18 protein-coding genes, 5 tRNA genes and 1 pseudogene are annotated in these 22,274 nt (G+C 70.4%); 12 read left to right on the top strand and 12 right to left on the bottom strand.

The window, feature by feature from the left end; genetic code table 11:
- Positions 1-126 precede the first annotated feature (126 nt).
- From ACTWJ9_RS17355 to ACTWJ9_RS17345, 3 genes are all read left to right on the top strand, one after another.
- Entirely contained in the window at positions 127-552 is a 426-nt protein-coding gene (locus ACTWJ9_RS17355) for a hypothetical protein (protein WP_443294396.1), read from the top strand.
- 86 nt (positions 553-638) lie between these two features.
- Positions 639-1,127: a TetR/AcrR family transcriptional regulator gene (locus ACTWJ9_RS17350; RefSeq protein WP_279335145.1), complete on the top strand. Its 489-nt coding sequence runs from the start codon at positions 639-641 to the stop codon at positions 1,125-1,127.
- 1 nt (position 1,128) lies between these two features.
- Positions 1,129-1,494 (top strand): hypothetical protein, encoded by a 366-nt coding sequence (locus tag ACTWJ9_RS17345; RefSeq protein WP_279335144.1) that lies wholly within the window; start codon positions 1,129-1,131, stop codon positions 1,492-1,494.
- Between the two features lie 142 nt (positions 1,495-1,636).
- On the opposite strand, the gene ACTWJ9_RS17340 is transcribed toward ACTWJ9_RS17345, so the two are convergent.
- The 4 genes from ACTWJ9_RS17340 to ACTWJ9_RS17325 all read right to left on the bottom strand — a co-directional run bounded on the left by ACTWJ9_RS17340 (position 1,637) and on the right by ACTWJ9_RS17325 (position 5,394).
- A tRNA-Lys gene (locus ACTWJ9_RS17340) sits at positions 1,637-1,709 on the bottom strand.
- A 153-nt stretch (positions 1,710-1,862) separates the two neighbouring features.
- The gene (locus ACTWJ9_RS17335; protein WP_443294395.1) at positions 1,863-4,082 is read right to left on the bottom strand and encodes a DEAD/DEAH box helicase; all 2,220 of its coding nucleotides are present in this window, start codon (positions 4,080-4,082) and stop codon (positions 1,863-1,865) included.
- Between the two features lie 314 nt (positions 4,083-4,396).
- Positions 4,397-4,948, bottom strand: coding sequence for a hypothetical protein (locus tag ACTWJ9_RS17330; protein WP_279335142.1), 552 nt, complete (start codon positions 4,946-4,948; stop codon positions 4,397-4,399).
- 95 nt (positions 4,949-5,043) lie between these two features.
- Positions 5,044-5,394 carry a metallopeptidase family protein gene (locus tag ACTWJ9_RS17325; RefSeq protein ID WP_055593280.1) on the bottom strand — a complete coding sequence of 117 codons (351 nt, stop codon included), beginning with the start codon at positions 5,392-5,394 and terminating at the stop codon, positions 5,044-5,046.
- Positions 5,395-5,479: 85 nt separating this feature from the next.
- Here ACTWJ9_RS17325 and ACTWJ9_RS17320 point away from each other — a divergent pair, with 85 nt between their 5' ends.
- The 7 genes from ACTWJ9_RS17320 (at position 5,480) to ACTWJ9_RS17290 (ending at position 12,550) form a co-directional block, all read left to right on the top strand.
- Positions 5,480-7,084 carry a metallophosphoesterase family protein gene (locus ACTWJ9_RS17320; protein ID WP_279335141.1) on the top strand — a complete coding sequence of 535 codons (1,605 nt, stop codon included), beginning with the start codon at positions 5,480-5,482 and terminating at the stop codon, positions 7,082-7,084.
- A gap of 153 nt (positions 7,085-7,237) precedes the next feature.
- Positions 7,238-7,310 (top strand) — tRNA-Glu (locus ACTWJ9_RS17315).
- A gap of 48 nt (positions 7,311-7,358) precedes the next feature.
- A tRNA-Asp gene (locus tag ACTWJ9_RS17310) sits at positions 7,359-7,433 on the top strand.
- 24 nt (positions 7,434-7,457) lie between these two features.
- Positions 7,458-7,531, top strand: a tRNA-Phe gene (locus tag ACTWJ9_RS17305).
- 101 nt (positions 7,532-7,632) lie between these two features.
- Entirely contained in the window at positions 7,633-11,688 is a 4,056-nt protein-coding gene (hrpA, locus tag ACTWJ9_RS17300) for an ATP-dependent RNA helicase HrpA (RefSeq protein ID WP_443294394.1), read from the top strand.
- 94 nt (positions 11,689-11,782) lie between these two features.
- Positions 11,783-11,857 (top strand) — tRNA-Asp (locus ACTWJ9_RS17295).
- Between the two features lie 429 nt (positions 11,858-12,286).
- Entirely contained in the window at positions 12,287-12,550 is a 264-nt protein-coding gene (locus tag ACTWJ9_RS17290) for a DUF6274 family protein (RefSeq protein ID WP_443294393.1), read from the top strand.
- A 588-nt stretch (positions 12,551-13,138) separates the two neighbouring features.
- Here ACTWJ9_RS17290 and bldC read toward each other — a convergent pair.
- Together bldC and ACTWJ9_RS17280 are read right to left on the bottom strand one after the other, a co-directional pair.
- On the bottom strand, positions 13,139-13,345 hold the full coding sequence (gene bldC / locus ACTWJ9_RS17285) for a developmental transcriptional regulator BldC (RefSeq protein ID WP_003949541.1): 207 nt from the start codon (positions 13,343-13,345) through the stop codon (positions 13,139-13,141).
- A 560-nt stretch (positions 13,346-13,905) separates the two neighbouring features.
- Positions 13,906-14,760 (bottom strand): hypothetical protein, encoded by an 855-nt coding sequence (locus ACTWJ9_RS17280; protein WP_279335138.1) that lies wholly within the window; start codon positions 14,758-14,760, stop codon positions 13,906-13,908.
- A gap of 274 nt (positions 14,761-15,034) precedes the next feature.
- On the opposite strand from ACTWJ9_RS17280, the gene ACTWJ9_RS17275 reads away from it, so the two are divergent.
- On the top strand, positions 15,035-16,123 hold the full coding sequence (locus ACTWJ9_RS17275; protein WP_279335137.1) for a Leu/Phe/Val dehydrogenase: 1,089 nt from the start codon (positions 15,035-15,037) through the stop codon (positions 16,121-16,123).
- A gap of 474 nt (positions 16,124-16,597) precedes the next feature.
- The gene (locus ACTWJ9_RS17270; RefSeq protein ID WP_279335136.1) at positions 16,598-16,852 is read left to right on the top strand and encodes a DUF3073 domain-containing protein; all 255 of its coding nucleotides are present in this window, start codon (positions 16,598-16,600) and stop codon (positions 16,850-16,852) included.
- Positions 16,853-17,019: 167 nt separating this feature from the next.
- On the opposite strand, the gene purM is transcribed toward ACTWJ9_RS17270, so the two are convergent.
- From purM to ACTWJ9_RS17240, 6 genes and pseudogenes are all read right to left on the bottom strand, one after another.
- Positions 17,020-18,102, bottom strand: coding sequence for a phosphoribosylformylglycinamidine cyclo-ligase (gene purM / locus ACTWJ9_RS17265; RefSeq protein ID WP_387037316.1), 1,083 nt, complete (start codon positions 18,100-18,102; stop codon positions 17,020-17,022).
- Positions 18,103-18,142: 40 nt separating this feature from the next.
- Positions 18,143-19,669: an amidophosphoribosyltransferase gene (purF, locus tag ACTWJ9_RS17260; RefSeq protein WP_279335134.1), complete on the bottom strand. Its 1,527-nt coding sequence runs from the start codon at positions 19,667-19,669 to the stop codon at positions 18,143-18,145.
- 86 nt (positions 19,670-19,755) lie between these two features.
- Positions 19,756-19,914 (bottom strand): annotated as a pseudogene (locus ACTWJ9_RS17255) (META domain-containing protein); the annotation flags it as partial.
- Positions 19,915-19,970: 56 nt separating this feature from the next.
- Entirely contained in the window at positions 19,971-20,777 is an 807-nt protein-coding gene (locus ACTWJ9_RS17250) for a sterol carrier family protein (RefSeq protein ID WP_443294392.1), read from the bottom strand.
- A 17-nt stretch (positions 20,778-20,794) separates the two neighbouring features.
- On the bottom strand, positions 20,795-21,634 hold the full coding sequence (locus ACTWJ9_RS17245; RefSeq protein ID WP_279335132.1) for a M23 family metallopeptidase: 840 nt from the start codon (positions 21,632-21,634) through the stop codon (positions 20,795-20,797).
- Between the two features lie 37 nt (positions 21,635-21,671).
- Positions 21,672-22,154, bottom strand: coding sequence for an ArsR/SmtB family transcription factor (locus ACTWJ9_RS17240; RefSeq protein ID WP_279337997.1), 483 nt, complete (start codon positions 22,152-22,154; stop codon positions 21,672-21,674).
- Between the last annotated feature and the right edge of the window lie 120 nt (positions 22,155-22,274).

Here is a 22,274-nt window from a genome sequence, read left to right as displayed (position 1 = left end):
ACGGACGGGGTCACGATCAGCGGCCGATACGGACGGCCCGTTCGCGACGTCAGAGGTGCGAAAATCAGCCCGGCAAGCTCGGGATGCACTCCACGGAAGCGGCAACATGACCACCAAGGCTCCGGCATGATCGAGTGGGTCACCGTCGGCACCGGCCCGCGGCCGGTCCCCCGGCCCGTCACCACTCCGCTGATATGGGCGGGCGCCTTCGGCGGTGCACTGGCCCTGATGGCCCTCCTCCACACGGTCGTGGGCCCGCACCGTCCCGGGCTCTTCCTGGCGGCCCTGTCCCTGCTCGCCGCCGTCCTCGGCGGGTGCGCACGGTTCACCGCGGCCCCCGGTACCGCCGTCCTGTGCTGGCTGTTCCTCAACGGCTTCGCGACACCGCCCACCGGCACCCTCACCTGGGCCGGACCCAGGGACACGTTCTTGCTCGGCTGCCTGCTCACCGCCGCCCTCGTCGGCACGACCGCGTCCCGGCTGACCCACGCCCGCGCGGCCTACCACCGCCTCACCCTCCGGACGGATCCCGAGGACGGCCGCCCGGCCTGACCGCCCGCGCCTTGCGGGTCAAGGCGAACCGATTCAAGAACGCTTGTTCTTGACCGATCGTTCTCATACCCCGTACCGTCTTGGCCATGGGACGACCACGCGCCTTCGACACCGACCAGGCCGTCAGCACCGCAGCCGCCCTCTTCGCCACCCACGGCTTCGAGGGCACCTCGGTGGACGACCTGGTCACCGCCACCGGCATCCACCGGGGCAGCCTCTACAAGGTCTTCGGCTCGAAACGGAGCCTGCACCTGACCGCGCTCCGCCGGCACCTCGACCACGAGATCCACCCGGTCACCGCGGCCATCGCCACCCTCACCGACCCGGCGCAGGCACTGACCACCGCCACCGCCTCGTACGACAACGGTCCGGCCGCCGGGCTCCTCCTCCTCGCCGCCGCCGAACGCGCCCCCCACGACCCGGAGGTCGCCGCACTGGTGGCGGAGGGGATCACGGCACTGGAGGAGGCCCTGCGCCCCTCCCACGGTGACGCCGCCCCCCAACTCGCCTCCACCGTCCTCGGTTCCCGCCTGCGCCTGCGCGCCCTGCCGACCACCACTCCCAAGGAGTACTGACATGGCCCTGATCTCCATCGACCGCGAACGCGGCATACTGACCGCCGAGTTCCAGGGCCTCGACAAGCTCTGGACCCTCAAGAGCCGCCTGGAGATCCCCCTCGCCCACGTACGCGGCGCCACCCACGACCCCGGTATGGCCCGCGAACCCAAGGGCGTCCGCGTCGGCGGCTCCTACTTCCCCGGACTGATCACCGCGGGCCGCTTCCGCCGCAACGGTGAACGCCTGTTCTGGGACGTGAAGAACCCGGAGAAGGCAGTCGTCATCGAACTCGCCGACGCCGAGCACTACGACCGGCTCGTCCTCGAGGTCGAGAACCCCCGCGCCACCGTGGACCTCATCGAACAGTCCATCTCCCGCGCCTGAACGAACCCGCACCACGCCACGACGCACTGATGCGGGCGCAGGGGGCCCGGCCACGGGACAACGAAACGGCGTCCGGGTCGGCCGAAGCCGACCCGGACGCCGAAGAGCAGGTCGAAGAGGGCGGTCCCTCCCCTGCAACCGGTAGGCCCTGTGGGACTCGAACCCACAACCAATGGATTAAAAGTCCACTGCTCTGCCAATTGAGCTAAGGGCCCTCGGCGATGTTGCCCCCACGAGCATAGCGGGATGTGGGCGCGTCTTTGATCGGGTATCGGTGAGGAGGACCCGGACGTGTCCCGGAGAAAACGCGGGAGGGCCCGCACGACGGGTGTCGTGCGGGCCCTCCCGGGTGGTCCGGTGCGCCGGGGTCAGCCGTTGCGCTTCCAGCGCGGCTTGTCCTCGCGACGGCCGACGGAGCCGCCGCCGCGGTGGTCGTCACGGCGGCCGTAGGGGCGGTCGTGGGAGGCGCCGGAACGGAAGCCGGGGCGGTCGCCCTGGCGGTCACGGTTGAACGGACGGTCGCTGCCGCGGTGGCCGCCACGCTCGTCACGGCGGAAGCCGCCACGGTCACGGTCGCCGTCGCGGTTGAACCCGCCACGGTCGTCGCGGCGTTCGAAGGAACGGCCACCGCGGTCACGGTCGAAGGAACGGTCGCCGCGCTCGCCCCGGTCGTCACGGCGGAAGCCGCCACGGTCACCGCGCTCACCGCGGTCGCCCCGGTCGTCGCGACGGAAACCGTTGCGGTCACCGCGGTCGTCACGGCGGAAGCCGCCACGGTCGCCGTCACGGCGTTCGAAGGAACGGCCGCCGCGCTCGCCGCGGTCGCCGCGGTCACCCCGGTCGTCACGGCGGAAACCGCCACGATCGCGGTCACGGTCCCTGTCGCGGTCACGGTTGAACCCGCCGCGGTCGTCACGGCGTTCGAAGGAACGGCCGCCGCGGTCACCCCGGTCGTCACGGCGGAAACCGTCCCGGCGCTCGGGGCGCTCGAAGCGCTCCGTGTCACGCGCGGTCGGCTGCTCCGGCAGCGAGACCTCGGTCTGGGCCTGGACCGCCGTCTCGGTGGCCGCCTCGGCCACCGCCGTCTCCGGGTCCTCGCCCCGCTCGCGGGCGGCCCTGGCGACCAGCCGGTCCGCCTCCTCCCGCAGTTCGGAGGCCCGGCGCTGCGCCCGCTCCAGTTCCTTGGTGAGCTGGGCGGCCTCGCGCTCGGCCTGCTGCGCCGCCTTGCCCGCCGACTCCGCCTGGACCTCGGTCATCGACCGGGCACCGGTGATCTCGGCGAGCTCCGGGTCGAAGGCCGCGCCGCCCTGGATGATGTGGCGCGTGGCGTCCACGCCCGCGTCCTCCATCAGACGGAAGACCTGGCGCCGCTGGTGCGGCAGCGAGAGGGAGACCACGGTGCCGGTACGGCCCGCGCGCGCCGTGCGACCGGCCCGGTGCAGGTAGTCCTTGTGGTCGCCGGCCGGGTCGACGTTCAGCACCAGGTCGATGCCGTCGACGTGGATACCGCGTGCGGCGACGTCCGTGGCGACCAGGACGTTGACGTAGCCGTCCTTGAAGTCGGCCAGCGTCCGCGTCCGCGCGCCCTGCGTCATGCCGCCGTGCAGCGCGTCGGCCTTCGCGCCCGCCTCGCGCAGCTGGTCGGCGATGCGGTCCGCGCCCAGCTGGGTGCGGACGAAGATGATGGTGCGGCCCTTGCGGGAGGCGATGGCCGCGGTGACCGGCGCCTTGTCCTTCGGCTTCACGACCAGGATGTGGTGCGACATGGTCGTGACGGCACCCTGGGCGGCGTCGACCTCGTGGCTGACCGGGTCCTTCAGGTACCGGTCGACGAGGGTCTTGATCTCGTTCTCCATCGTCGCGGAGAACAGCATGCGCTGACCGCCCGCCGGAACCTGGTCCAGCAGCTCCGTCACCTCGGGCAGGAAGCCCAGGTCGGACATCTGGTCGGCCTCGTCGAGAACGGCGATCTGCACGTTCGCCAGGGAGCACGCGCCACGGTTGATGAGGTCGCGCAGCCGGCCGGGCGTGGCGACGAGGATGTCGACACCGCGCTCGAGGGCGTAGATCTGGTTGCTCATGGAGGTGCCGCCGCAGACGACCTTCATGCGCAGGCCGACGACGTCGCCGTAGGGCTGGAGCGCGTCGGCCACCTGCATGGCCAGCTCACGGGTGGGCGTCAGGATGACGGCCCGCGGCTTGTGCTTCTCGGTCCGGCCGCCGGCCAGCGTGGTCAGCGTCGGCAGGCCGAAGGAGAGGGTCTTGCCGGAGCCGGTGCGGCCGCGGCCGAGGATGTCCTTGCCGGCCAGGGCGTCCGGGATGGTCGCTGCCTGGATCGGGAAGGGGCTGGTCACGCCGTTCTGCGTGAGCTTGCGTACGACGCCCTCGGGAAGACCGAGGTCGGCGAAGGTGAGCTCGGGGGTGTCGGCGGTGTCGGTGGTGTCGCTGTCATCGGTGACGTCGGTGACGGTGTCAGCGACGACGTCGGTGATGACGGCGGTGATGTCGGTGTCCACCGAGTTCCTCGTGTCCTCAGGGGTCACAGGGGTCTCGGGCACGACGACGTGATCAGTACTGGCGATGGGCATACGAATGCGAAACCTTCCGGAGTCTCTTCGGCACGCGCCCGTCAACTCCGTGATTCGCAATTCGCAATACGACCGCCTCGATGCGGTCCACCACGGTAAGGGGAGAGTACGCGCCACACGGCGCGCTCTGCAGTGGCGCCGGGCAAATAGGATCAAACGATCTGCCACCATACGCACCCTCCCCCACCGAAAGCAAACCGAACCCCCTTCACTCCACAGACCCGCAGGTCAGCAGAGTGAAGGCCAATCGGCCCACACATCGGTAGGACGGCAGGAGAAGTGCACATACCGGCAAGGAAACACTGGGGAAGCCGTTACACCGGCGCCCCCGCCTCCGGCGCCGGCTCCCGCCGCGCCAACTGGGGTTCCACCGGCTCGTCGGCCGGTGAGGACGGCTCCATGACCGTCGGCTCCGGTGTGACCGACGGCTCCGGCGGCGGAGGGGCGGGCTCCGGGTCCGACGGTCTGCTCGGCACCGGCGGCTCGGGCCGGCCGTCGGGCGTCGTCGGCTCCGTCGGTATGCCCGGCCGCCCGGTGTCGTCCGGCACCGGAGCGCTCGCCCCCGCGGAGTGCGACGCCTCGGCCGAGGCCGACGCCCCCGCCCCGCCCTTCTCACGCTTGCCCTTCCCGTCCTGGCCCGCACGGCCCCCGCGCTCGCCCTCGGCCACCGCGCCGCCCTGGCCGTCCGCGCCTCCCGGCCCCGGCGGCAGCCCTCCACCGGGTGCCTCACCACCCGGCCGGCCCGCGGAATGCGACGGCTTGGCGGCCCCGCCCGCCCCGTCCTCACCGACACTCATGCAACCGGCGGCAGCGGCGACGGCCACGACGGTGGCGGCCAGGCGGGCGGGTACGTACAAGGGGCGCACGAGGCCACCTCCGGTTGCGATGCTGGGTCGATGTGTCCAACTCCCGCCACCCGCAAGAGGACACGCCAACAACGCACCAGTGACAGACCGGTGACCTACCCGTAGCCGAGGGCGTGCAGTCGGGCGTCGTCGATCCCGAAATGGTGCGCGATCTCGTGCACCACCGTGATCTCCGCTTCCGCGACGACGTCCTCCCGGGACTCGCACATCCGCAGGGTCGGGCCCCGGTAGATGGTGATCCGGTCCGGCAGCACGCCGGCGTACCACTCGCCCCGCTCCGTCAACGGAGTTCCCTCGTACAGCCCCAGCAGCTCGGGATCGTCCGCCGGGGGCTCGTCCTCGACGAACACCGCGACGTTGTCCATCAGCCTCGTCAGCTCCGGCGGAATCCGGTCGAGCGCCTCGGCCACCAGCTCCTCGAACTCACCACGCGTCATCTCCAGCACACCGTCATTGTCGGCCATGACCCGTCCGTACGAGCGTCACCGGACACCCCGCATATCGGGTGCTCCGCATGGGCATACGGGAGCAATGGTCCGCGTCCCCTCCGCAGTCAGGAACCTCCGACACCGCCTCCCCGGGGGCCCGCGCGCCCGCAGTCGCCGCCACCGCCGCCCCGTCCCTCCGACGACGACCACCACCGCGCTCGCCCCCCGCCCCCGCCCCTGGAAGCGGGCCCTGGGACTCATCGCCGTCGTACTGCTGGGCGCCTGGCTCGGCCTGCTGGTCGTGGGCAACGTCCGGGTCCCGGTCGGCCCCATGGACACGACCATGACCCTGCGCCCCTCCCTCACCGGCGGCACGAAGATCAACGTCTCCCCCCTGGGCGCCCTCGACCTCGACAGCCACCACGCCCCCGTCCGCCTCGACGTCAACGTCGACCAGCTCGACCCCGCCCGCTCCCAGGCCCTCGTCGACCACCCCGAACGCTTCTCCGGGCTCCAGGACGAAGTCACCCAGGACATCGCCCGCGGCACCGCCGACCTCGCCGTACGCTCCGTCGTCGCCGTCGTCACCGGCGCCACCGCGCTCGGCCTCATCGTCTACCGCCGGCCCCGCCGTGCCCTGGCCGCGGGCGGCCTCGCCCTCACCCTGCTGGCCGCGTCCGGCGGCACCGCGTACGCCACCTGGAACCCGGACTCCGTCCTCGAACCGAAGTTCTCCGGGCTGCTCTCCTCCGCGCCCTCCCTGGTCGGCAACGCACGCAGCATCGTCACCGAGTTCGACGTCTACCAGAAAGAGCTGGCCCGCCTGGTCACCAACGTGACGAAGCTCTACGACGCCACCTCCACGCTCCCCGCCTACCAGCCCGACCCGACCACCATCCGGGTCCTGCACGTCTCCGACATCCACCTCAACCCCGCGAGCTGGGCGATCATCGCCTCGCTCGTCGAGCAGTACCGGGTGGACGTCATCGTGGACTCCGGCGACACCATGGACCACGGCACCGCCGCCGAGAACGGCTTCCTCGATCCCGTCGAGGACCTCGGCGCCCCCTATGTCTGGGTCCGCGGCAACCACGACTCCCTGGTCACCCAGCGCTATCTGGAAGGCCTCAAGAACGTCCACGTCCTGGACGACGGCCGGGCCGAAACCATCGCGGGCCTGCGCTTCGCCGGTACCGGCGACCCCCAGTTCACCCCGGACCGGTCCAGGAAACCCGGAGCCGAGCAGTCCCAGGAACTCGCCGGCGCCCGCCTCGCCTCCGCCCTGCGCGACCAGAAGGCGGCCGGCACCCCGGTCGACGTGGCCGTCGCCCATGAACCGTCGGCGGCCCGCGAGGTCGACGGCACGGTGCCCCTCGTCCTGGCCGGGCACATCCACCGTCAGAAGACGGAGGTCATGCAGTACGGCACCCGGCTCCGCACCGAGGGCTCCACCGGCGGCAGCGGCCTGCGGGCGATCGAGGGCGAACACCCCGACCCGATCGAGACCTCGATCCTCTACTTCGACCGCGACACACGCCGCCTCCAGGCCTGGGACGCGATCAAGCTGGGCGGCCTGGGTCTCACCACAGCCGAGGTCAGCCGCCACCTCCCGGAGGAGAACCAGCCGGGCGCGACACCGTCACCGACGCCTTCTCCATCGGCGGAGGGCCAACATCTTTTTGGTTTGGTCGCACCCGGAAGGCCGTAGTACAGTCTCGTCGTGCCCAAGGGCACCGGTCAGGGCTTGACCGTCCCGAACCCCGTCAGGGTCAGGGAGAAGCGGAACCTCTCGGGGAAAGCGGAGTCACATGCTTCTCACGTCCCCTGGGGCGATGGTGAAGCAAGCAGTATCGGTTTGCCCGCCCTCATCGTCTAGTGGCCCAGGACGCCGCCCTTTCAAGGCGGTAGCACGGGTTCGAATCCCGTTGGGGGCACGCAGTACAGTGTGCGACACTTGCTTCGGCAGTACGCACGCACCACTTGGTCCTGTGGAGCAGTTAGGAGTGCTCGCCACCCTGTCAAGGTGGAGGCCGCGGGTTCAAATCCCGTCAGGACCGCTGAGGTTTCACATGAGACCTCGTGGCTGGGTAGCTCAGTTGGTACGAGCGATCGCCTGAAAAGCGATAGGTCGCCGGTTCGACCCCGGCCCCAGCCACAACCACACCCCCTCCGGGTTCCCGGAGGGGGTGTTCGCGTGCGCCGCACCGCCAAAACTGTTGGCCACAAAATTCTCGATGATGAGATCCTGGTTCCCGTATGTCCACGCAACCTGTCTCCGCTTCCGCGTCCTCCTCCGACGCCTCCTCGTCCGGCGCCGCCTCCTCGCCCGGCGCCCCGTCTCCCGGCACCGCCTCCTTCGGCGCCCTCGCCCCCCGCCTGACCGAGCTCTCCCTGCGCGATGCGCAGCGGCTCGGGCGCAGGCTCGAAGGCGCACGCAAGATCCGCAAGCCGGAGGCCCGGGCCGCCGTGCTCGACGAGATAGCGGTGGAGGTCACGAAGGCCGAGCAGCGGATGGCCGGGCGGCGTGCGCGTGTTCCGGCGATCACGTATCCGGAGCAGCTGCCGGTCAGCCAGAAGAAGGACACGATCGCCGAGGCCATTCGCGATCACCAGGTGGTGATCGTCGCGGGCGAGACGGGTTCCGGCAAGACCACGCAGATCCCGAAGATCTGTATGGAGCTGGGCCGGGGCGTCCGCGGGATGATCGGGCACACGCAGCCCCGCCGGATCGCCGCCCGCACGGTGGCGGAGCGTGTCGCCGAGGAGCTGGACACTCCGCTCGGGGAGGCCGTCGGCTGGAAGGTGCGGTTCACCGATCAGGTGAGTCCGGACTCCACCTTCGTGAAGCTGATGACCGACGGCATCCTGCTCGCCGAGATCCAGACGGACCGGGAGCTGCGCGCCTACGACACGATCATCATCGACGAGGCCCACGAGCGGTCGCTGAACATCGACTTCCTGCTGGGGTACCTGGCTCAGCTGCTGCCGCGGCGTCCGGACCTGAAGGTCGTCATCACCTCGGCGACCATCGACCCGGAGCGGTTCTCCCGGCATTTCGGTGACGCTCCGATCATCGAGGTCAGCGGTCGTACGTATCCCGTCGAGGTGCGGTACCGGCCGCTGCTCGAGGAGGATTCGGAGGACGCCGACCGCGACCAGATCACCGCGATCACGGACGCGGTCGAGGAGCTGGTGGCCGAGGGGCCGGGCGACATCCTGGTCTTTCTCTCCGGTGAGCGGGAGATCCGGGACACGGCGGACGCGCTGACGAAGAAGCAGTACAGGTTCACCGAGGTGCTGCCGCTGTACGCGCGGCTCTCGCACGCCGAGCAGCACCGTGTCTTCCAGAAGCACAGCGGCCGCAGGATCGTTCTCGCGACCAACGTGGCGGAGACGTCGCTGACGGTGCCGGGCATCAAGTACGTCATCGACCCGGGCTTCGCCCGTATCTCCCGGTACAGCCACCGGACCAAGGTGCAGCGGCTGCCGATCGAGCCGGTGTCGCAGGCCAGCGCCAACCAGCGCAAGGGCCGCTGCGGTCGCACCTCGGACGGCATCTGCATCCGGCTGTACAGCGAGGAGGACTTCGAGGCCCGCCCGGAGTTCACGGACGCGGAGATCCTCCGCACGAACCTGGCGTCGGTCATCCTGCAGATGACGGCGGCGGGCCTGGGCGACATCGAGAAGTTCCCGTTCATCGATCCGCCGGACCACCGGAACATCCGGGACGGCATGCAGTTGCTGCAGGAGCTCAACGCGCTGGACCCGGCGCAGAAGGACCCCCGCAAGCGGCTGACGGAGACCGGGCGGAAGCTGGCCCAGCTGCCGGTCGACCCGCGGCTGGCGCGCATGGTGCTGGAGGCGGACCGCAACGGCTGTGTCCGCGAGGTGATGGTGATCGCGGCGGCGCTGTCCATCCAGGACCCGCGTGAGCGGCCGGCCGACAAGCAGACCCAGGCGGACCAGCAGCACGCCCGGTTCCGGGACGAGACCAGCGACTTCCTCGCCTACCTGAACCTGTGGCGCTATGTGCGCGAGCAGCAGAAGGAGCGCGGCTCGTCGTCCTTCCGGCGCATGTGCAAGCAGGAGTATCTGAACTTCCTGCGGATCCGCGAGTGGCAGGACATCTACACGCAGGTGCGCACGGTCGCCAAGCAGATGGGCATCCACCTCAACGAGGAGGACGCGCCCGGGGACCGTATCCACGTCTCGCTGCTCGCGGGGCTGCTCTCCCACATCGGGATGAAGGACGTGAAGGAGTCGAAGGACTCCGGTGCGGCCGGGCGCAAGGACGGCGGCGGGCGCAACGAGTACGTGGGGGCGCGCAACGCCAAGTTCGCGATCTTCCCCGGTTCGGCGTTGTTCAAGAAGCCACCGCGGTTCGTGATGTCGGCGGAGCTGGTCGAGACGTCCCGGCTGTGGGCCCGGGTCAACGCGAAGATCGAACCGGAGTGGGTCGAGCCGCTCGCCGGGCATCTGCTGAAGCGCACGTACAGCGAGCCGCACTGGGAGAAGGACCAGGCCGCGGTGATGGCGTACGAGAAGGTCACGCTGTACGGCGTCCCGATCGTCGCCCACCGCAAGGTGAACTACGGCCGGATCGACGCCGAGGTGTCGCGCGAGCTGTTCATCCGCAACGCGCTGGTCGAGGGAGACTGGCGCACGCACCACAAGTTCTTCGCGGACAACCGCAGGCTGCTCACCGAGGTCGAGGAGCTGGAGCACCGGGCGCGGCGCCGGAACATCCTGGTCGACGACGAGACCCTGTTCGACTTCTACGACCAGCGGGTTCCCGAGCACGTCGTGTCGGGGGCCCACTTCGACTCGTGGTGGAAGCGCAAGCGGCACGAGCAGCCGGACTTCCTCGACTTCGAGCGCGAGATGCTCATCCGTGAGTCGGCGGAAGCCGTCACCAAGGCCGACTATCCGGATTCCTGGCAGCAGGGTGCCCTCACGTTCCGGGTGACGTACCAGTTCGAGCCGGGTGCGGACGCGGACGGGGTGACGGTCCATGTCCCGCTCCAGGTGCTGAACCAGGTCACGGAGGAGGGCTTCGACTGGCAGATCCCGGGTCTGCGGGAGGAGGTCGTCACGGAGCTGATCCGTTCCCTGCCCAAGCCGATCCGCCGCAACTACGTGCCGGCGCCGAACTACGCGAAGGCGTTCCTGGAGAGAGCGGTTCCGCTGCAGGAGCCGCTGACCACGACGATGGCGCGTGAGCTGAAGCGCATGGTCGGGGTGCCCTTCGACGCGGACGACTTCGACTGGTCCAAGGTCCCCGACCATGTGAAGGTCACGTTCCGGATCGTCGACGAGCGTCGCCGCAAGCTCGACGAGGACAAGGACCTCGAAGCGCTCCGGCTCCGGCTCAAGCCGAAGGCCCGCCAGGCGCTCTCGCGGGCGGCGGCCGCCACGGCCGAACGCCGGGGCGGCGAGTCCCTGGAGCGTACGGGGCTGACCGACTGGACCGTCGGCACACTGACCCGCGTCTTCGAGACACGGCGGGCCGGTCAGCCGGTGAAGGCGTTCCCGGCACTGGTCGACGACGGCGACACGGTCTCCGTACGGCTCTTCGACACGGAGGCGGAGCAGCAGCCGGCGATGTGGAAGGGCACGCGTCGGCTGATCCTGCGCAACATCCCGGTGAGTCCCGCGAAGTTCGCATCCGAAAAGTTGACGAATCCCCAGAAGCTCGCGCTGTCGGCGAATCCGCACGGTTCGATCCAGGCGCTGTTCGACGACTGCGCGATGGCGGCGGCGGACCGGCTGATCGCGGACTTCGGTGGGCCCGTGTGGGACGAGGAGTCGTATCGCAAGCTGTACGACAAGGTGCGCGCGGAGATCGTGGACACGACCGTCCGTGCGGTGGGTCAGGTGCAGCAGGTACTCGCCGCCTGGCAGGCGTGTGAGCGCCGGCTGAAGAGCGTGCGCAGTCCCGCGCTGCTGGCGAACCTCCAGGATGTGCGGGGGCAGCTGGACGCCCTGGTGAAGCCGGGGTTCGTGACGGAGACGGGGTTGCGGCGGCTGCCGGACCTGATGCGGTATCTGGTGGCCGTGGACCGTCGTCTGCAGCAGATGCCGGCGAACGTCCAGCGGGACACGACCCGCATGGAGAAGGTCCGGGAGATGCGGGACGAGTACGCCTGGCTGCTGGAGCAGATGCCGCAGGGGCGGCCGGTGCCTCAGCAGGTGCTGGACATCCGCTGGATGATCGAGGAGCTCCGGGTCAGCTATTTCGCCCACGCGCTCGGCACGGCGTACCCGGTGTCGGACAAGCGGATCGTGAAGGCGATCGACGCCGCTGCTCCGTGACCGGAGCGGCACGCAGGGTGAATTCGACCAGCGGGCCAGGACTCCTGTACAGTCTCTTTTCGCAGCGCAAGACGGTAATAGCGCCGCGAAGCCTGGTCCTGTGGAGCAGTTAGGAGTGCTCGCCACCCTGTCAAGGTGGAGGCCGCGGGTTCAAATCCCGTCAGGACCGCATCATGAAGGGGCCCGCACCATACGGTGCGGGCCCCTTCCCCATGGGGCAGCCAGGCCAGAGCAGAGGCCGCGCCCGCGTCGGCAGCCGCCGTCGAACACAGCAGATCCCGTCAGGACCGCGTTCACGGAGGGGCCCGTGCCCATACGGTGCGGGCCCCTCCGTCATGGGGTGATCAGGCCGGGCCAGGCCGGACCGGGACCGCGCCCGTGCCCGCCGTCCCGGTCCGGTCCGGCCCGGTCACCCCGGAAGTCCTCACCGGCGGCGTGAGGGCCTTTCAGGTGGTCCCGCGCGTCGAACCCCGCGTCCCGCGCCGAGCGCCTCTGAGGCTTCCCGACGGAACTCCCTGCGCCTTGACGGGACGGGATTCCCTGGGTACCCCGGACAGCAGGGCAGGCCGCTCTCCGTGCGGCCCCCTGGAGGTGACACATGACCGCACCAGCCAGGCACGAAACGCGGGCGTTACTCCGCGCGCACCTGTCGGCCGCGTCGTCGTTCGGGGGGCATCTCACCCGCCACTGTCCCGTCTGCCACCGCCTGTTGCGGCTGGCACTGGACTCCGCTCCCCACGACTCCACGCCCCGCCCCACCGCACACACGGAATCCACCGAGCGCACCGAGCGCACCGAGCGGCCACCGGAGCCCGTCGAGGACGAGAGCACCGCGACCGCCCAGCCCACCGCGACCACCTAGCCCACCACCCGGACCACCGTCCTGCCCACCGTCCCGCGCAGCGCCCCGGCCGCCCAGTTGCCGGGCCCCGCCGCCGAGTTGCTCACCTCGCTCCCCACACCCGACCCCTCTAGCGCATATGCCGGTGGCCCAACAACCCAGCCGACATGTGACGGGTGTCACCGCATGAGTTTTGGAATGTGCGGTACTTACCCCCGCCCTACGCCAAGTCAATTTAATATGTGCAATTGCACTACCCTCGGGGACCCGCACAGGTCTCCGCACAGATGGCCCCACAGTCGCCCCCGGAGTCGGACAGGCTCGCGCACGAAGCACCCACCGGCCCGCCGGAACGGCCTTTCCGGGGCCGCAGCCAGCACCGATCACCGAGCGTTCACGCCGACCGGCCGGCGGCCCACCGCACAAAAAAATCGCGCTGGACTCGGCGGAGTCCAGCGCGATCGACGACGCACCCTGTGCAGCTGCCGGGAAAGTTCTGTCCGGCGTGGGAGAGGGGCCTGTTGGGGCAGTCCCCGCGTCGTGTGGAGCCGTGGTTCCGGACGCCTCGACCAGTTGGGGTCGGCCGGTTCGTCCGGGTTATCCAGTTGTTCAGGCCTCGCTGCGCTGCTGCGGAATGCCCGCGAGCAGAGCGCGGACCTCAGCTTCGCGGTAGCGGCGGTGCCCGCCGAGCGTGCGGATCGACGTGAGCTTGCCGGCCTTCGCCCAACGCGTGACCGTCTTCGGGTCCACGCGGAACATGGTGGCAACCTCAGCCGGGGTCAACAGCGGCTCGGCATCAGGGGTGCGAGCGGTCATGAGCGGCCTCCTCGGGAGAACCGAACCTTCTCGGTTCTTTCCTCTAAATTCTGCACCTTGACCCGCGTTGCCCGAAATGGCGGACGCGGGTCGAGTCGGTTATAGGACGAACGGCTTGTCCTCGGCACTACAACTACACCATCCGTCCAGCCGCGTCGGCCAAACCGATGGAATTGCCCTCCCAGGTGTCCATCAGCCGCGGAAGCCGATGGACCATGCCATAGCGGACAGTTACCCGCTTGTGACGATCAGTCACAGGCGAGATCAGGAGCCACTCGACCCCCCAAAGCGTGCAATGCTGAGATTCCGCCCATAGTGGAGCACAGCAGGACGGAGGAGCCCTCCCGGACTCCTTGTCCTATTTTGGCACGAGGGGGTGCAAGGGGCGCAAGGGCCGCGTACGTGCGGTCCGTCACGCTTGACCCGCTTGAGACATACGCCCGGATCGGCGCCTACGTCCGTTGTCGGGTCCGGGGTGACGCAACCTCAGGGCGACGACAAAACCCCAAGAAGAGCGTTTGGTCAAACACCCGTTCGCCACCCTGGCCGTGCGGCGGGCCTCAGTTGGCCGACCGCAGGTCCCGTACGGAACGCCACCGCTCCACCAGTCGCCCGTAGGCCTCCCCCGCGGCCACCCCGTCGCCGCGGCGCAGGGCCGCGATCCCCTCGGCCACGTCGGCCGCCGAGTGGTCGCCCTCCAGGGCACCGGCCGGCAGGGCGTGCACCAGGCCGCCGTAGTCCAGCTCGACCAGTGAGCGCGGGTGGAACTCCTCCAGCCAGCGCCCGACGTCCACCAGGCCGTCGATCAGCGGCCCTTCGTCCATGGTGTCCTTCAGCGCCCGCAGCCCGCGCGCCACCCGCCGCCGCGCCTCGACCATGGGCGTCCGGTAGCGCAGCACGGGAGCCCCGGTGGAGCCCCCGGCGGCGGAGCCCTTGTCGTACTCGCGCTCCTCGTCCGAGACCAGTACGAACCAGTTGATCGGCACCTGCCAGGTCGCCGTGCGGATCCACGGCCGGGCGTCGGGGTGGGCGGTCAGCCAGCGCTCGTAGTCCTCGGCGGCCTGGCGCCGTACGAACGGGGGCAGGAGCGCGTCCAGGACCGGCAGGGGAAATTCCTCGGCGAGTTCGCCCAGGGCCTGCCAGCCGCGCAGCCGGGTGCGCCAGGGGCAGACGCAGACCACTCCGTCGACCTCCAGCACGAACGCGTCGTCGCTCTCCCGCACCGGGACCGGGACCGGCGGGGTGGGCACGACGTCGGCCAGGGCCCGGCGGAGTTCGTCCTGGTAGGAGGGGAGGTCGGTACGGCGGGCGTAGCGGGCCCAGCGACCGCGCTCCGGCTCCGGGAAGGCGGCCAGCGGTTCGTAGACGCGCAGATAGGTCGCGTAGGGGACGACCACCGAGGAGACCTTGGGCACGCCTGCTCCCTCCCCCGCGCACCGGCGCGAAAACCTGCGGGCCCGCTCACGCGCGCGCGGGCGATGCGGGCACACGGGCAATCCAGGCAAATGGTCGCACGGCGGCACCCCGGGGGTGACCACGGGAATGTGATCCTGGACACGGAGCCGCTCTCGGCCATGGCAGGGCCTAATCTCGTGCTCACAGCCTCCGCGGGCTCCCCCTCGCCACAAGCGGCGGGGGAGCTTTCGGGATCTGCGTCCACCCGCCGCTACTTACTCAGGAGTCACCACCGTGACCGACGTATCTGACGGCGTCCTGCACACCCTGTTCCATTCGGACCAGGGCGGTCACGAGCAAGTCGTGCTCTGCCAGGACCGTGCAAGTGGCCTCAAGGCCGTCATCGCCCTCCACTCCACCGCTCTGGGCCCCGCCCTCGGCGGTACGCGCTTCTACCCGTACGCGACCGAGGAGCAGGCCGTCGCCGACGCGCTGAACCTCGCCCGCGGGATGTCGTACAAGAACGCCATGGCCGGTCTCGACCACGGCGGCGGCAAGGCCGTGATCATCGGGGATCCCGAGACGGTCAAGACCGAGGAGCTGCTGCTCGCCTACGGCCGGTTCGTCGCCTCCCTGGGCGGCCGGTACGTCACCGCCTGTGACGTCGGCACCTACGTCGCGGACATGGACGTCGTGGCCCGCGAGTGCCGCTGGACCACGGGCCGCTCCCCGGAGAACGGCGGCGCGGGCGACTCCTCGGTGCTCACCTCCTTCGGTGTCTACCAGGGCATGCGGGCCGCCGCCCAGCACCTGTGGGGCGACCCCTCGCTGCGCGACCGCAAGGTCGGCATCGCGGGCGTCGGCAAGGTCGGCCACCACCTGGTGGAACACCTGCTCAAGGAGGGCGCGGAGGTCCTGGTCACCGACGTGCGCGAGGACGCCGTGCGGCGGGTCCTGGACCGGCACCCGCAGGGTGTCACGGCCGTCGCCGACACCGAGGCGCTGATCCGGACGGAGGGACTGGACGTGTACGCCCCCTGCGCGCTGGGCGGTGCGCTGAACGACGACAGCGTGCCGGTGCTGACCGCCAAGGTGGTCTGCGGCGCCGCCAACAACCAGCTCGCCCACCCGGGCGTGGAGAAGGACCTCTCCGACCGCGGGATCCTCTACGCGCCGGACTACGTGGTGAACGCCGGCGGTGTCATCCAGGTCGCCGACGAGCTGCACGGCTTCGACTTCGACCGGTGCAGAGCGAAGGCTGCGAAGATCTTCGACACCACGCTCGCGATCTTCGCACGTGCGAAGTCCGACGGGATTCCGCCGGCCGCGGCAGCCGACCGGATCGCCGAGCAGCGGATGGCGGAGGCCCGCGCGGCGCGCTGAGACGGGCTGAGACGGGCCGCACCACCGCAGACACCGACGCGGCCCGCACCGCAACTCGAACCGCAGTCGGAACCGCAGTCGGAACCGCAGCCACCAACGGAGATCGGAAACGGAGACAGGAACGCGGACACGGGGGGTGGGGCGGGGCGGACCAGTGGGTCCGCTCCCGCCCCACCCCCCGTCGTTGTTCGTACGTTTGGCCGGTACCCGCGGCGGGGCACTTCGAGAGAACTCTCACTTCTCCCGGCGGGTCGCCCCTCGACAAGTGCTTGAAATCGCAGTTGACCTGCGAGAACAGGGTGCCGTAAGGGTCACGGGAGGGGGCACGTCATGCGGGCGACGTACCGTATGGGCGTGGGCTCAGGTACCGTGGGAGCCCTACGGACCGGCCTCTCCACGGAGAGTCCGTTCCGGACCATGAACGCGTGTCAAGACTCTGGGGCCGTCGAGCCCCGTCGTTGAGGGGGTCGAGCCATGGGGCGCGGCCGGGCCAAGGCCAAGCAGACAAAGGTCGCCCGCCAGCTGAAGTACAACAGCGGCGGGACGGATCTCGCACGTCTGGCCGAGGAGCTGGGTGCATCGCCTTCGAACACATCACCGAATATCAACGGTGACCCGGTCGAGGACGATGATCAGGATGACGACCTGTACGCACGGTACGCCGACCTCTATGAGGACGACGACGAGGACGAGGACGGCCAGTCCTCTCCCCAACGTCGTGGCGCTTGACCTTGCACTGATTCATCAGCCCGGTCGGTGACTCCGGTCACCGACCGGGTTCTGTGCTGCCCGCAGGGCCCGGGTCCCGGGCCCTGCCCGGTGGTACCGGGTCCATCGGCCCCGGTCCGCGCGGGAGTCACCGTGCTCGGCCTGCTGCTCGGCGTGCTCGTCCTGCATCAGCTCGCGTAGTCACCCACCAGTGCCGCTCCCGTGCTGTGCTCGCCACGGTCGGTGATCTCGCCGGCCACCCAGGCGTCCACGCCACGGTCGGCCAGTGTGGTCAGCGCCGCGTCCGTGGACTCCTCCGGCACGATCGCGATCATGCCGACGCCCATGTTGAGGGTGCGCTCCAGCTCCAGGCGCTCGACCGAACCGGTCCGGCCGACGAGGTCGAAGACCGGGGCCGGGCTCCAGGTGGAGCGGTCCACCACCGCGTGCAGCCCGTCCGGGACGACGCGGGCCAGGTTGGCCGCGAGGCCGCCGCCGGTGACGTGGCTGAAGGCGTGCACCTCGGTGGTGCGGATCAGGGCCAGGCAGTCCAGCGAGTAGATCCGGGTGGGCTCCAGGAGCTCCTCCCCGAGGGTGCGGCCCAGCTCGTCGATCCGGCTCTCCAGGGCGAGCCCGGCCTGGTTCAGCAGGACGTGCCGGACCAGCGAGTACCCGTTCGAGTGGAGCCCGGAGGCGGCCATGGCGACGACCCGGTCACCCTTGCGGATGCGGTCCGGGCCGAGCTGCCGGTCGGCCTCCACGACGCCCGTACCGGCGCCGGCGACGTCGAAGTCGTCCTCGCCCAGCAGGCCGGGGTGTTCGGCCGTCTCACCGCCGACCAGGGCACAGCCGGCCAGTACACAGCCTTCGGCGATGCCCTTGACGATGGCGGCGACCCGCTCGGGGTGGACCTTGCCGACACAGATGTAGTCGGTCATGAACAGCGGCTCGGCGCCGCACACCACGATGTCGTCCATCACCATGGCGACCAGGTCGTGCCCGATGGTGTCGTAGACGCCCATCCGGCGGGCGATGTCGACCTTGGTGCCGACGCCGTCCGTGGCGGAGGCCAGCAGGGGACGCTCGTACCTCTTCAGGGCGGAGGCGTCGAAGAGGCCGGCGAAACCGCCGAGGCCGCCGAGGACCTCGGGGCGCCGCGCCTTCTTCACCCACTCCTTCATCAGCTCGACCGCTCGGTCACCCGCGTCGATGTCGACGCCCGCGGTCCTGTACGACGCCGCCGCGTGGCCGGCGCCAGTGTTCTCAGACATGACTGGGAGAGCCTTCGTCTCGTTACGGCAGGACAGGGGTTTACGGGCGGCGGATCGCGTCGAGCGCGGCCGGCTCGGCCGTACCGGCGGCCAGCTCCGACTCCAGGAGCCGCTTGCCGAGGAGCTCCGGGTCGGGCAGCTCCATCGGGTACTCGCCGTCGAAGCAGGCGCGGCACAGGTTCGGCTTGGCGATGGTCGTCGCCTCGATCATGCCGTCGATGGAGATGTACGCCAGGGAGTCGGCGCCGAGCGAGGTGCCGATCTCGTCGGTGGACATGCCGTTGGCGATCAGCTCGGCGCGGGTCGCGAAGTCGATGCCGAAGAAACACGGCCACTTCACGGGCGGCGAGGAGATCCGGATGTGGATCTCGGCGGCACCCGCCTCGCGGAGCATGCGGACCAGGGCGCGCTGGGTGTTGCCGCGCACGATCGAGTCGTCGACGACGACCAGGCGCTTGCCCTTGATGACGTTCTTGAGCGGGTTCAGCTTCAGACGGATGCCGAGCTGGCGGATGGTCTGCGAGGGCTGGATGAACGTACGGCCGACGTACGCGTTCTTCACCAGGCCGTTGCCGAAGGGGATGCCGGAGGCCTCCGCGTAGCCGATGGCGGCCGGGGTGCCGGACTCCGGGGTCGCTATCACCAGGTCGGCCTCGGCGGGCGCCTCCTGGGCGAGGCGGCGGCCCATCTCGACGCGCGAGAGGTAGACGTTCCGGCCGGCGATGTCGGTGTCCGGGCGGGCCAGGTACACGTACTCGAAGACACAGCCCTTGGGCTTCGCTTCCGCGAATCGGGAAGAGCGCAGTCCGTTCTGGTCGATGGCGACGAACTCGCCGGGCTCGATCTCGCGGACGAAGCTGGCGCCGCAGATGTCGAGGGCGGCGGACTCGGAGGCGATGACCCAGCCGCGCTCGAGCCGGCCGAGGACCAGCGGGCGGATGCCCTGCGGGTCGCGGGCGGCGTACAGCGTGCTCTCGTCCATGAAGACCAGGCTGAAGGCGCCCTTGACCTGCGGAAGGACCACGTGCGCGGCCTGCTCCACGGTCACCGGTTCGCCGTCGGCGGCACGCTGGCCGGCCAGCAGGGCGGTGATCAGGTCGGTGTCGTTGGTGGCCGCCACCTTCGGGGCGCGGCCGTTCTCCTTGGGCAGCTCGGCCACCAGCTCGGCGAGCTCGGCCGTGTTGACCAGGTTGCCGTTGTGGCCGAGCGCGATCGAGCCGTGCGCGGTGGCACGGAACGTCGGCTGGGCGTTCTCCCACACGGAGGCACCGGTGGTCGAGTAGCGGGCGTGACCGACCGCGATATGACCCTGGAGCGAACCGAGCGAGGTCTCGTCGAAGACCTGGGAAACCAGGCCCATGTCCTTGAAGACGAGGATCTGGGAGCCGTTGCTGACCGCGATACCCGCGGATTCCTGGCCCCGATGCTGGAGGGCGTACAGCCCGAAGTACGTGAGCTTGGCGACCTCTTCGCCCGGAGCCCAGACACCGAAGACGCCGCAAGCGTCCTGGGGGCCCTTCTCTCCGGGGAGCAGGTCGTGGTTGAGTCGTCCGTCACCACGTGGCACGCCACCGAGTGTAGGCGAGGTCGAGTGCTGGTCCGAATTGGGGACGGGGTCCCGGCCGTGGCCCACTCGGCGGCGAACGCGTGGACAGCCCTTCCGTTTGCGCTGGTCAGCGTCGCGCTCCGGTGATCGGCACGATGGTCGAGCGTGGTACCGAAAAGCTTCAGCGGCGTCTTCTCGGCCTTCATGAGTGAGTCTTCGCACACCATTCGGGTCGTGCCGCGCGTGCCGACGGTGATATGGCCGTCGCGGACGGTGGCGCCCCGGGGGACTGTCGCAGCCGTTCACGTCGACCGCCGTCGCCTCAGGTCATCAGCGGCAGGTACGGCCCCAGATCCGCCCGCTCACCGCTCGCGCTCACCTTGGCGTCGGCCACCGCGTCCTGCCACACCGTGCGCCCGGTGGCCAGACGGATCCAGGTCAGCGGGTCGGTCTCGACGACGTGGGGCGGGGTGCCCCGGGTGTGCCGCGGCCCCGCCACGCACTGCACGACCGCGTACGGCGGGATGCGCACCTCCGTCGAGCCTCCGGGCGCCTGCGCGGCGAGCGTGTCGGCCAGCAGCCGGGTGCAGGCGGCGAGGGCCTGGCGGTCGTGGGGAACGTCGAGGCCGGGCACGGCGGCGTTCAGGTCGTCGGTGTGGACGACGAGCTCGACGGTGCGGGTGACCAGGTAGTCGGTGAGGTTCATGGCCCCGGCGCGCAGGGCGAGCACCCGGGTGGGCGGGGCGTCGTCGAGGTCCCGGGCCAGGTCCCGCGCGGTGCGGGTGAGCAAGGCGCCGAGGGCACCGAGGTCGGGGGTGGCCTCGGCGAGCACCCGGGCCTTCTCGGCGACGGCATCGGCGTGGGCCGCGGTCGTGGCGGGGTGGTCCAGCAGCGCCGTCCCGGGCTTCGCCGGTTCGTCCCGCTCCAGGGCCCGGCTGACGCTCCCGACGGTCAGAGCGAGGTGCGCGAGCAGGTCCCGTACGGTCCAGTCGCCGAGACGGGTGGGCAGGGCGAGGTGGTGCGCGTCCAGGGTGCGTACCGCCTGCCGTACGTTCCCGAACTGGGCCAGGACGGCGGTGCGGGTCCTGGCGGGGTCGTAGGAGCGGGTGCGCTTCTTGGCCGGGGGCATGAGGGCAGCCTAGGAGGTCAGGCGGGGGTGACCGGTTCCGGTGCCGGTATGTCGAACACCTCGCCGTTGCGGGGGACGCCGGCGCCCCGCCAGGTGAACGGGATGCCGCGCGCGGTGTCCGGGTCGGGGCCGTCCATCAGCTGGAAGTGCAGGTGCGGCTCGGAGGAGTTGCCCGAGTTGCCGCAGCGGGCGAGCACCTGTCCGGCCCGCACCCGGTCGCCCTCGCGGACGGTGAACGAGCCGCGCCGCACGTGTGCGTAGGCGGCGTGCGTTCCGTCGCCGAGGTCGAGCACCAGGTGGTTGCCGACGATCCGGTGGACCCCGCTCATCTCGCGCACCGAGCCCTCGACGAGCATCAGGTACAGCAGTCCGGGCAGCGAGGCACGGCTGAGGTGGTCGCGCTGTCCGTCGGACACGCGGACGACCGTGGCATCGGCGACCGCGTACAGCGGAGCGCCGAACGCGGGAAAGGCGTCGGGGCGGCGGGCGAGCGGCCACAGCGCGGAGAACGCGGGACGGGCGCCCGGCTCGGGTTCGGCGACGATGTCGATGGCGTACGTCTGGCCGTAGGCATGGGTGCCGTGGCTCGGGGTGCGGTCGGCGGGACTGTTCAGCGCGGACCAGCGGCCGGTCACGGGCGGGTCGACCTCGACCGGTTCACGCGCGCGGCGCGGATGGTCCGGGGCGCCGCCGCCCCACCGGTTGACCACGGTGATCAGGACGTAGGCCAGGAGCAGCGGCAGCAGGTTCCACAGGATCGGGTAGTCCCAGCCGAGGCAGATGTGGGCGGCCACCAGGGCGATGAAACCCAGCTGCAGTCCTCGGAAGGTCCTCATGGCGAGTTTGCGTGCGGACATGGTTCCCCCTGGTCGTCGTGGGTACGGCGCCGGCCGGTCAGGGACGCGCAGCCGACAGCGTCACCAGCAGCGGTACGACCCGGCCCGCCGGTACCTCGTGGCGGCCCCGGCCGGTGGTGTGCAGCCAGCCCGCACCGGTCAGCTGGCGCAGGTGGTGGTAGATCTGGCCGGTCGTGCCGATCTCCTCCAGCTCCGCCAGTTCGGCCGCGGTGCGCCGGCCGCCGACTATCTCGCGGAGCAGCCGGAGCCGTACCGGATGGCCGAGCGCGGCGAGCGCCTCGGCGGCGTCCGGCCACTCGCAGGCCAGCAGCCCCTGGGTGAGCGCGCCGTGCTGCCACTCGTACTGCTCGCCGGTCGGCATCCGGACCGCACCGGTGAAGAGCACGCCCCCGTCGGCCGCCCTCAGCTCGGCGAGCTGCTCCTTCAGCCCCTCAAGGGCCCAGAAGTCACCTTCGCCCAGCCCGGGGGCGGCACGGCCGGCGGCTTCCAGTGCCGCAAGGCGGCGCTCGAGGTCGGTCATGCGTTCTTCGAGTTCCACATCTTCGATATTACGTAACTACGTAATCCCGCGCAAGAGGCAATGTGCCGGCATCCACCCCGTGACACGACGAAGCCCCCGACCGGCGGAAGGAACCGGGCG

It is taken from the genome of Streptomyces sp. GDS52 (genome assembly GCF_052246875.1).
In the GTDB taxonomy this organism is placed as follows: Bacteria; Actinomycetota; Actinomycetes; order Streptomycetales; family Streptomycetaceae; genus Streptomyces; species Streptomyces cathayae.
This window is presented reverse-complemented; position numbering and strand designations above follow the sequence as displayed.

Coding starts and splice junctions, on each gene's coding strand:
- ACTWJ9_RS17355 (WP_443294396.1), top strand. CDS start 127: ATGATCGAGTGGGTCACCGTCGGCACCGGCCCGCGGCCGGTCCCCCGG.
- ACTWJ9_RS17350 (WP_279335145.1), top strand. CDS start 639: ATGGGACGACCACGCGCCTTCGACACCGACCAGGCCGTCAGCACCGCA.
- ACTWJ9_RS17345 (WP_279335144.1), top strand. CDS start 1,129: ATGGCCCTGATCTCCATCGACCGCGAACGCGGCATACTGACCGCCGAG.
- ACTWJ9_RS17335 (WP_443294395.1), bottom strand. CDS start 4,082: ATGCCCATCGCCAGTACTGATCACGTCGTCGTGCCCGAGACCCCTGTG.
- ACTWJ9_RS17320 (WP_279335141.1), top strand. CDS start 5,480: ATGGTCCGCGTCCCCTCCGCAGTCAGGAACCTCCGACACCGCCTCCCC.
- hrpA (WP_443294394.1), top strand. CDS start 7,633: ATGTCCACGCAACCTGTCTCCGCTTCCGCGTCCTCCTCCGACGCCTCC.
- ACTWJ9_RS17290 (WP_443294393.1), top strand. CDS start 12,287: ATGACCGCACCAGCCAGGCACGAAACGCGGGCGTTACTCCGCGCGCAC.
- bldC (WP_003949541.1), bottom strand. CDS start 13,345: ATGACCGCTCGCACCCCTGATGCCGAGCCGCTGTTGACCCCGGCTGAG.
- ACTWJ9_RS17270 (WP_279335136.1), top strand. CDS start 16,598: ATGGGGCGCGGCCGGGCCAAGGCCAAGCAGACAAAGGTCGCCCGCCAG.
- purM (WP_387037316.1), bottom strand. CDS start 18,102: ATGTCTGAGAACACTGGCGCCGGCCACGCGGCGGCGTCGTACAGGACC.
- ACTWJ9_RS17250 (WP_443294392.1), bottom strand. CDS start 20,777: ATGCCCCCGGCCAAGAAGCGCACCCGCTCCTACGACCCCGCCAGGACC.
- ACTWJ9_RS17245 (WP_279335132.1), bottom strand. CDS start 21,634: ATGTCCGCACGCAAACTCGCCATGAGGACCTTCCGAGGACTGCAGCTG.
- ACTWJ9_RS17240 (WP_279337997.1), bottom strand. CDS start 22,154: ATGACCGACCTCGAGCGCCGCCTTGCGGCACTGGAAGCCGCCGGCCGT.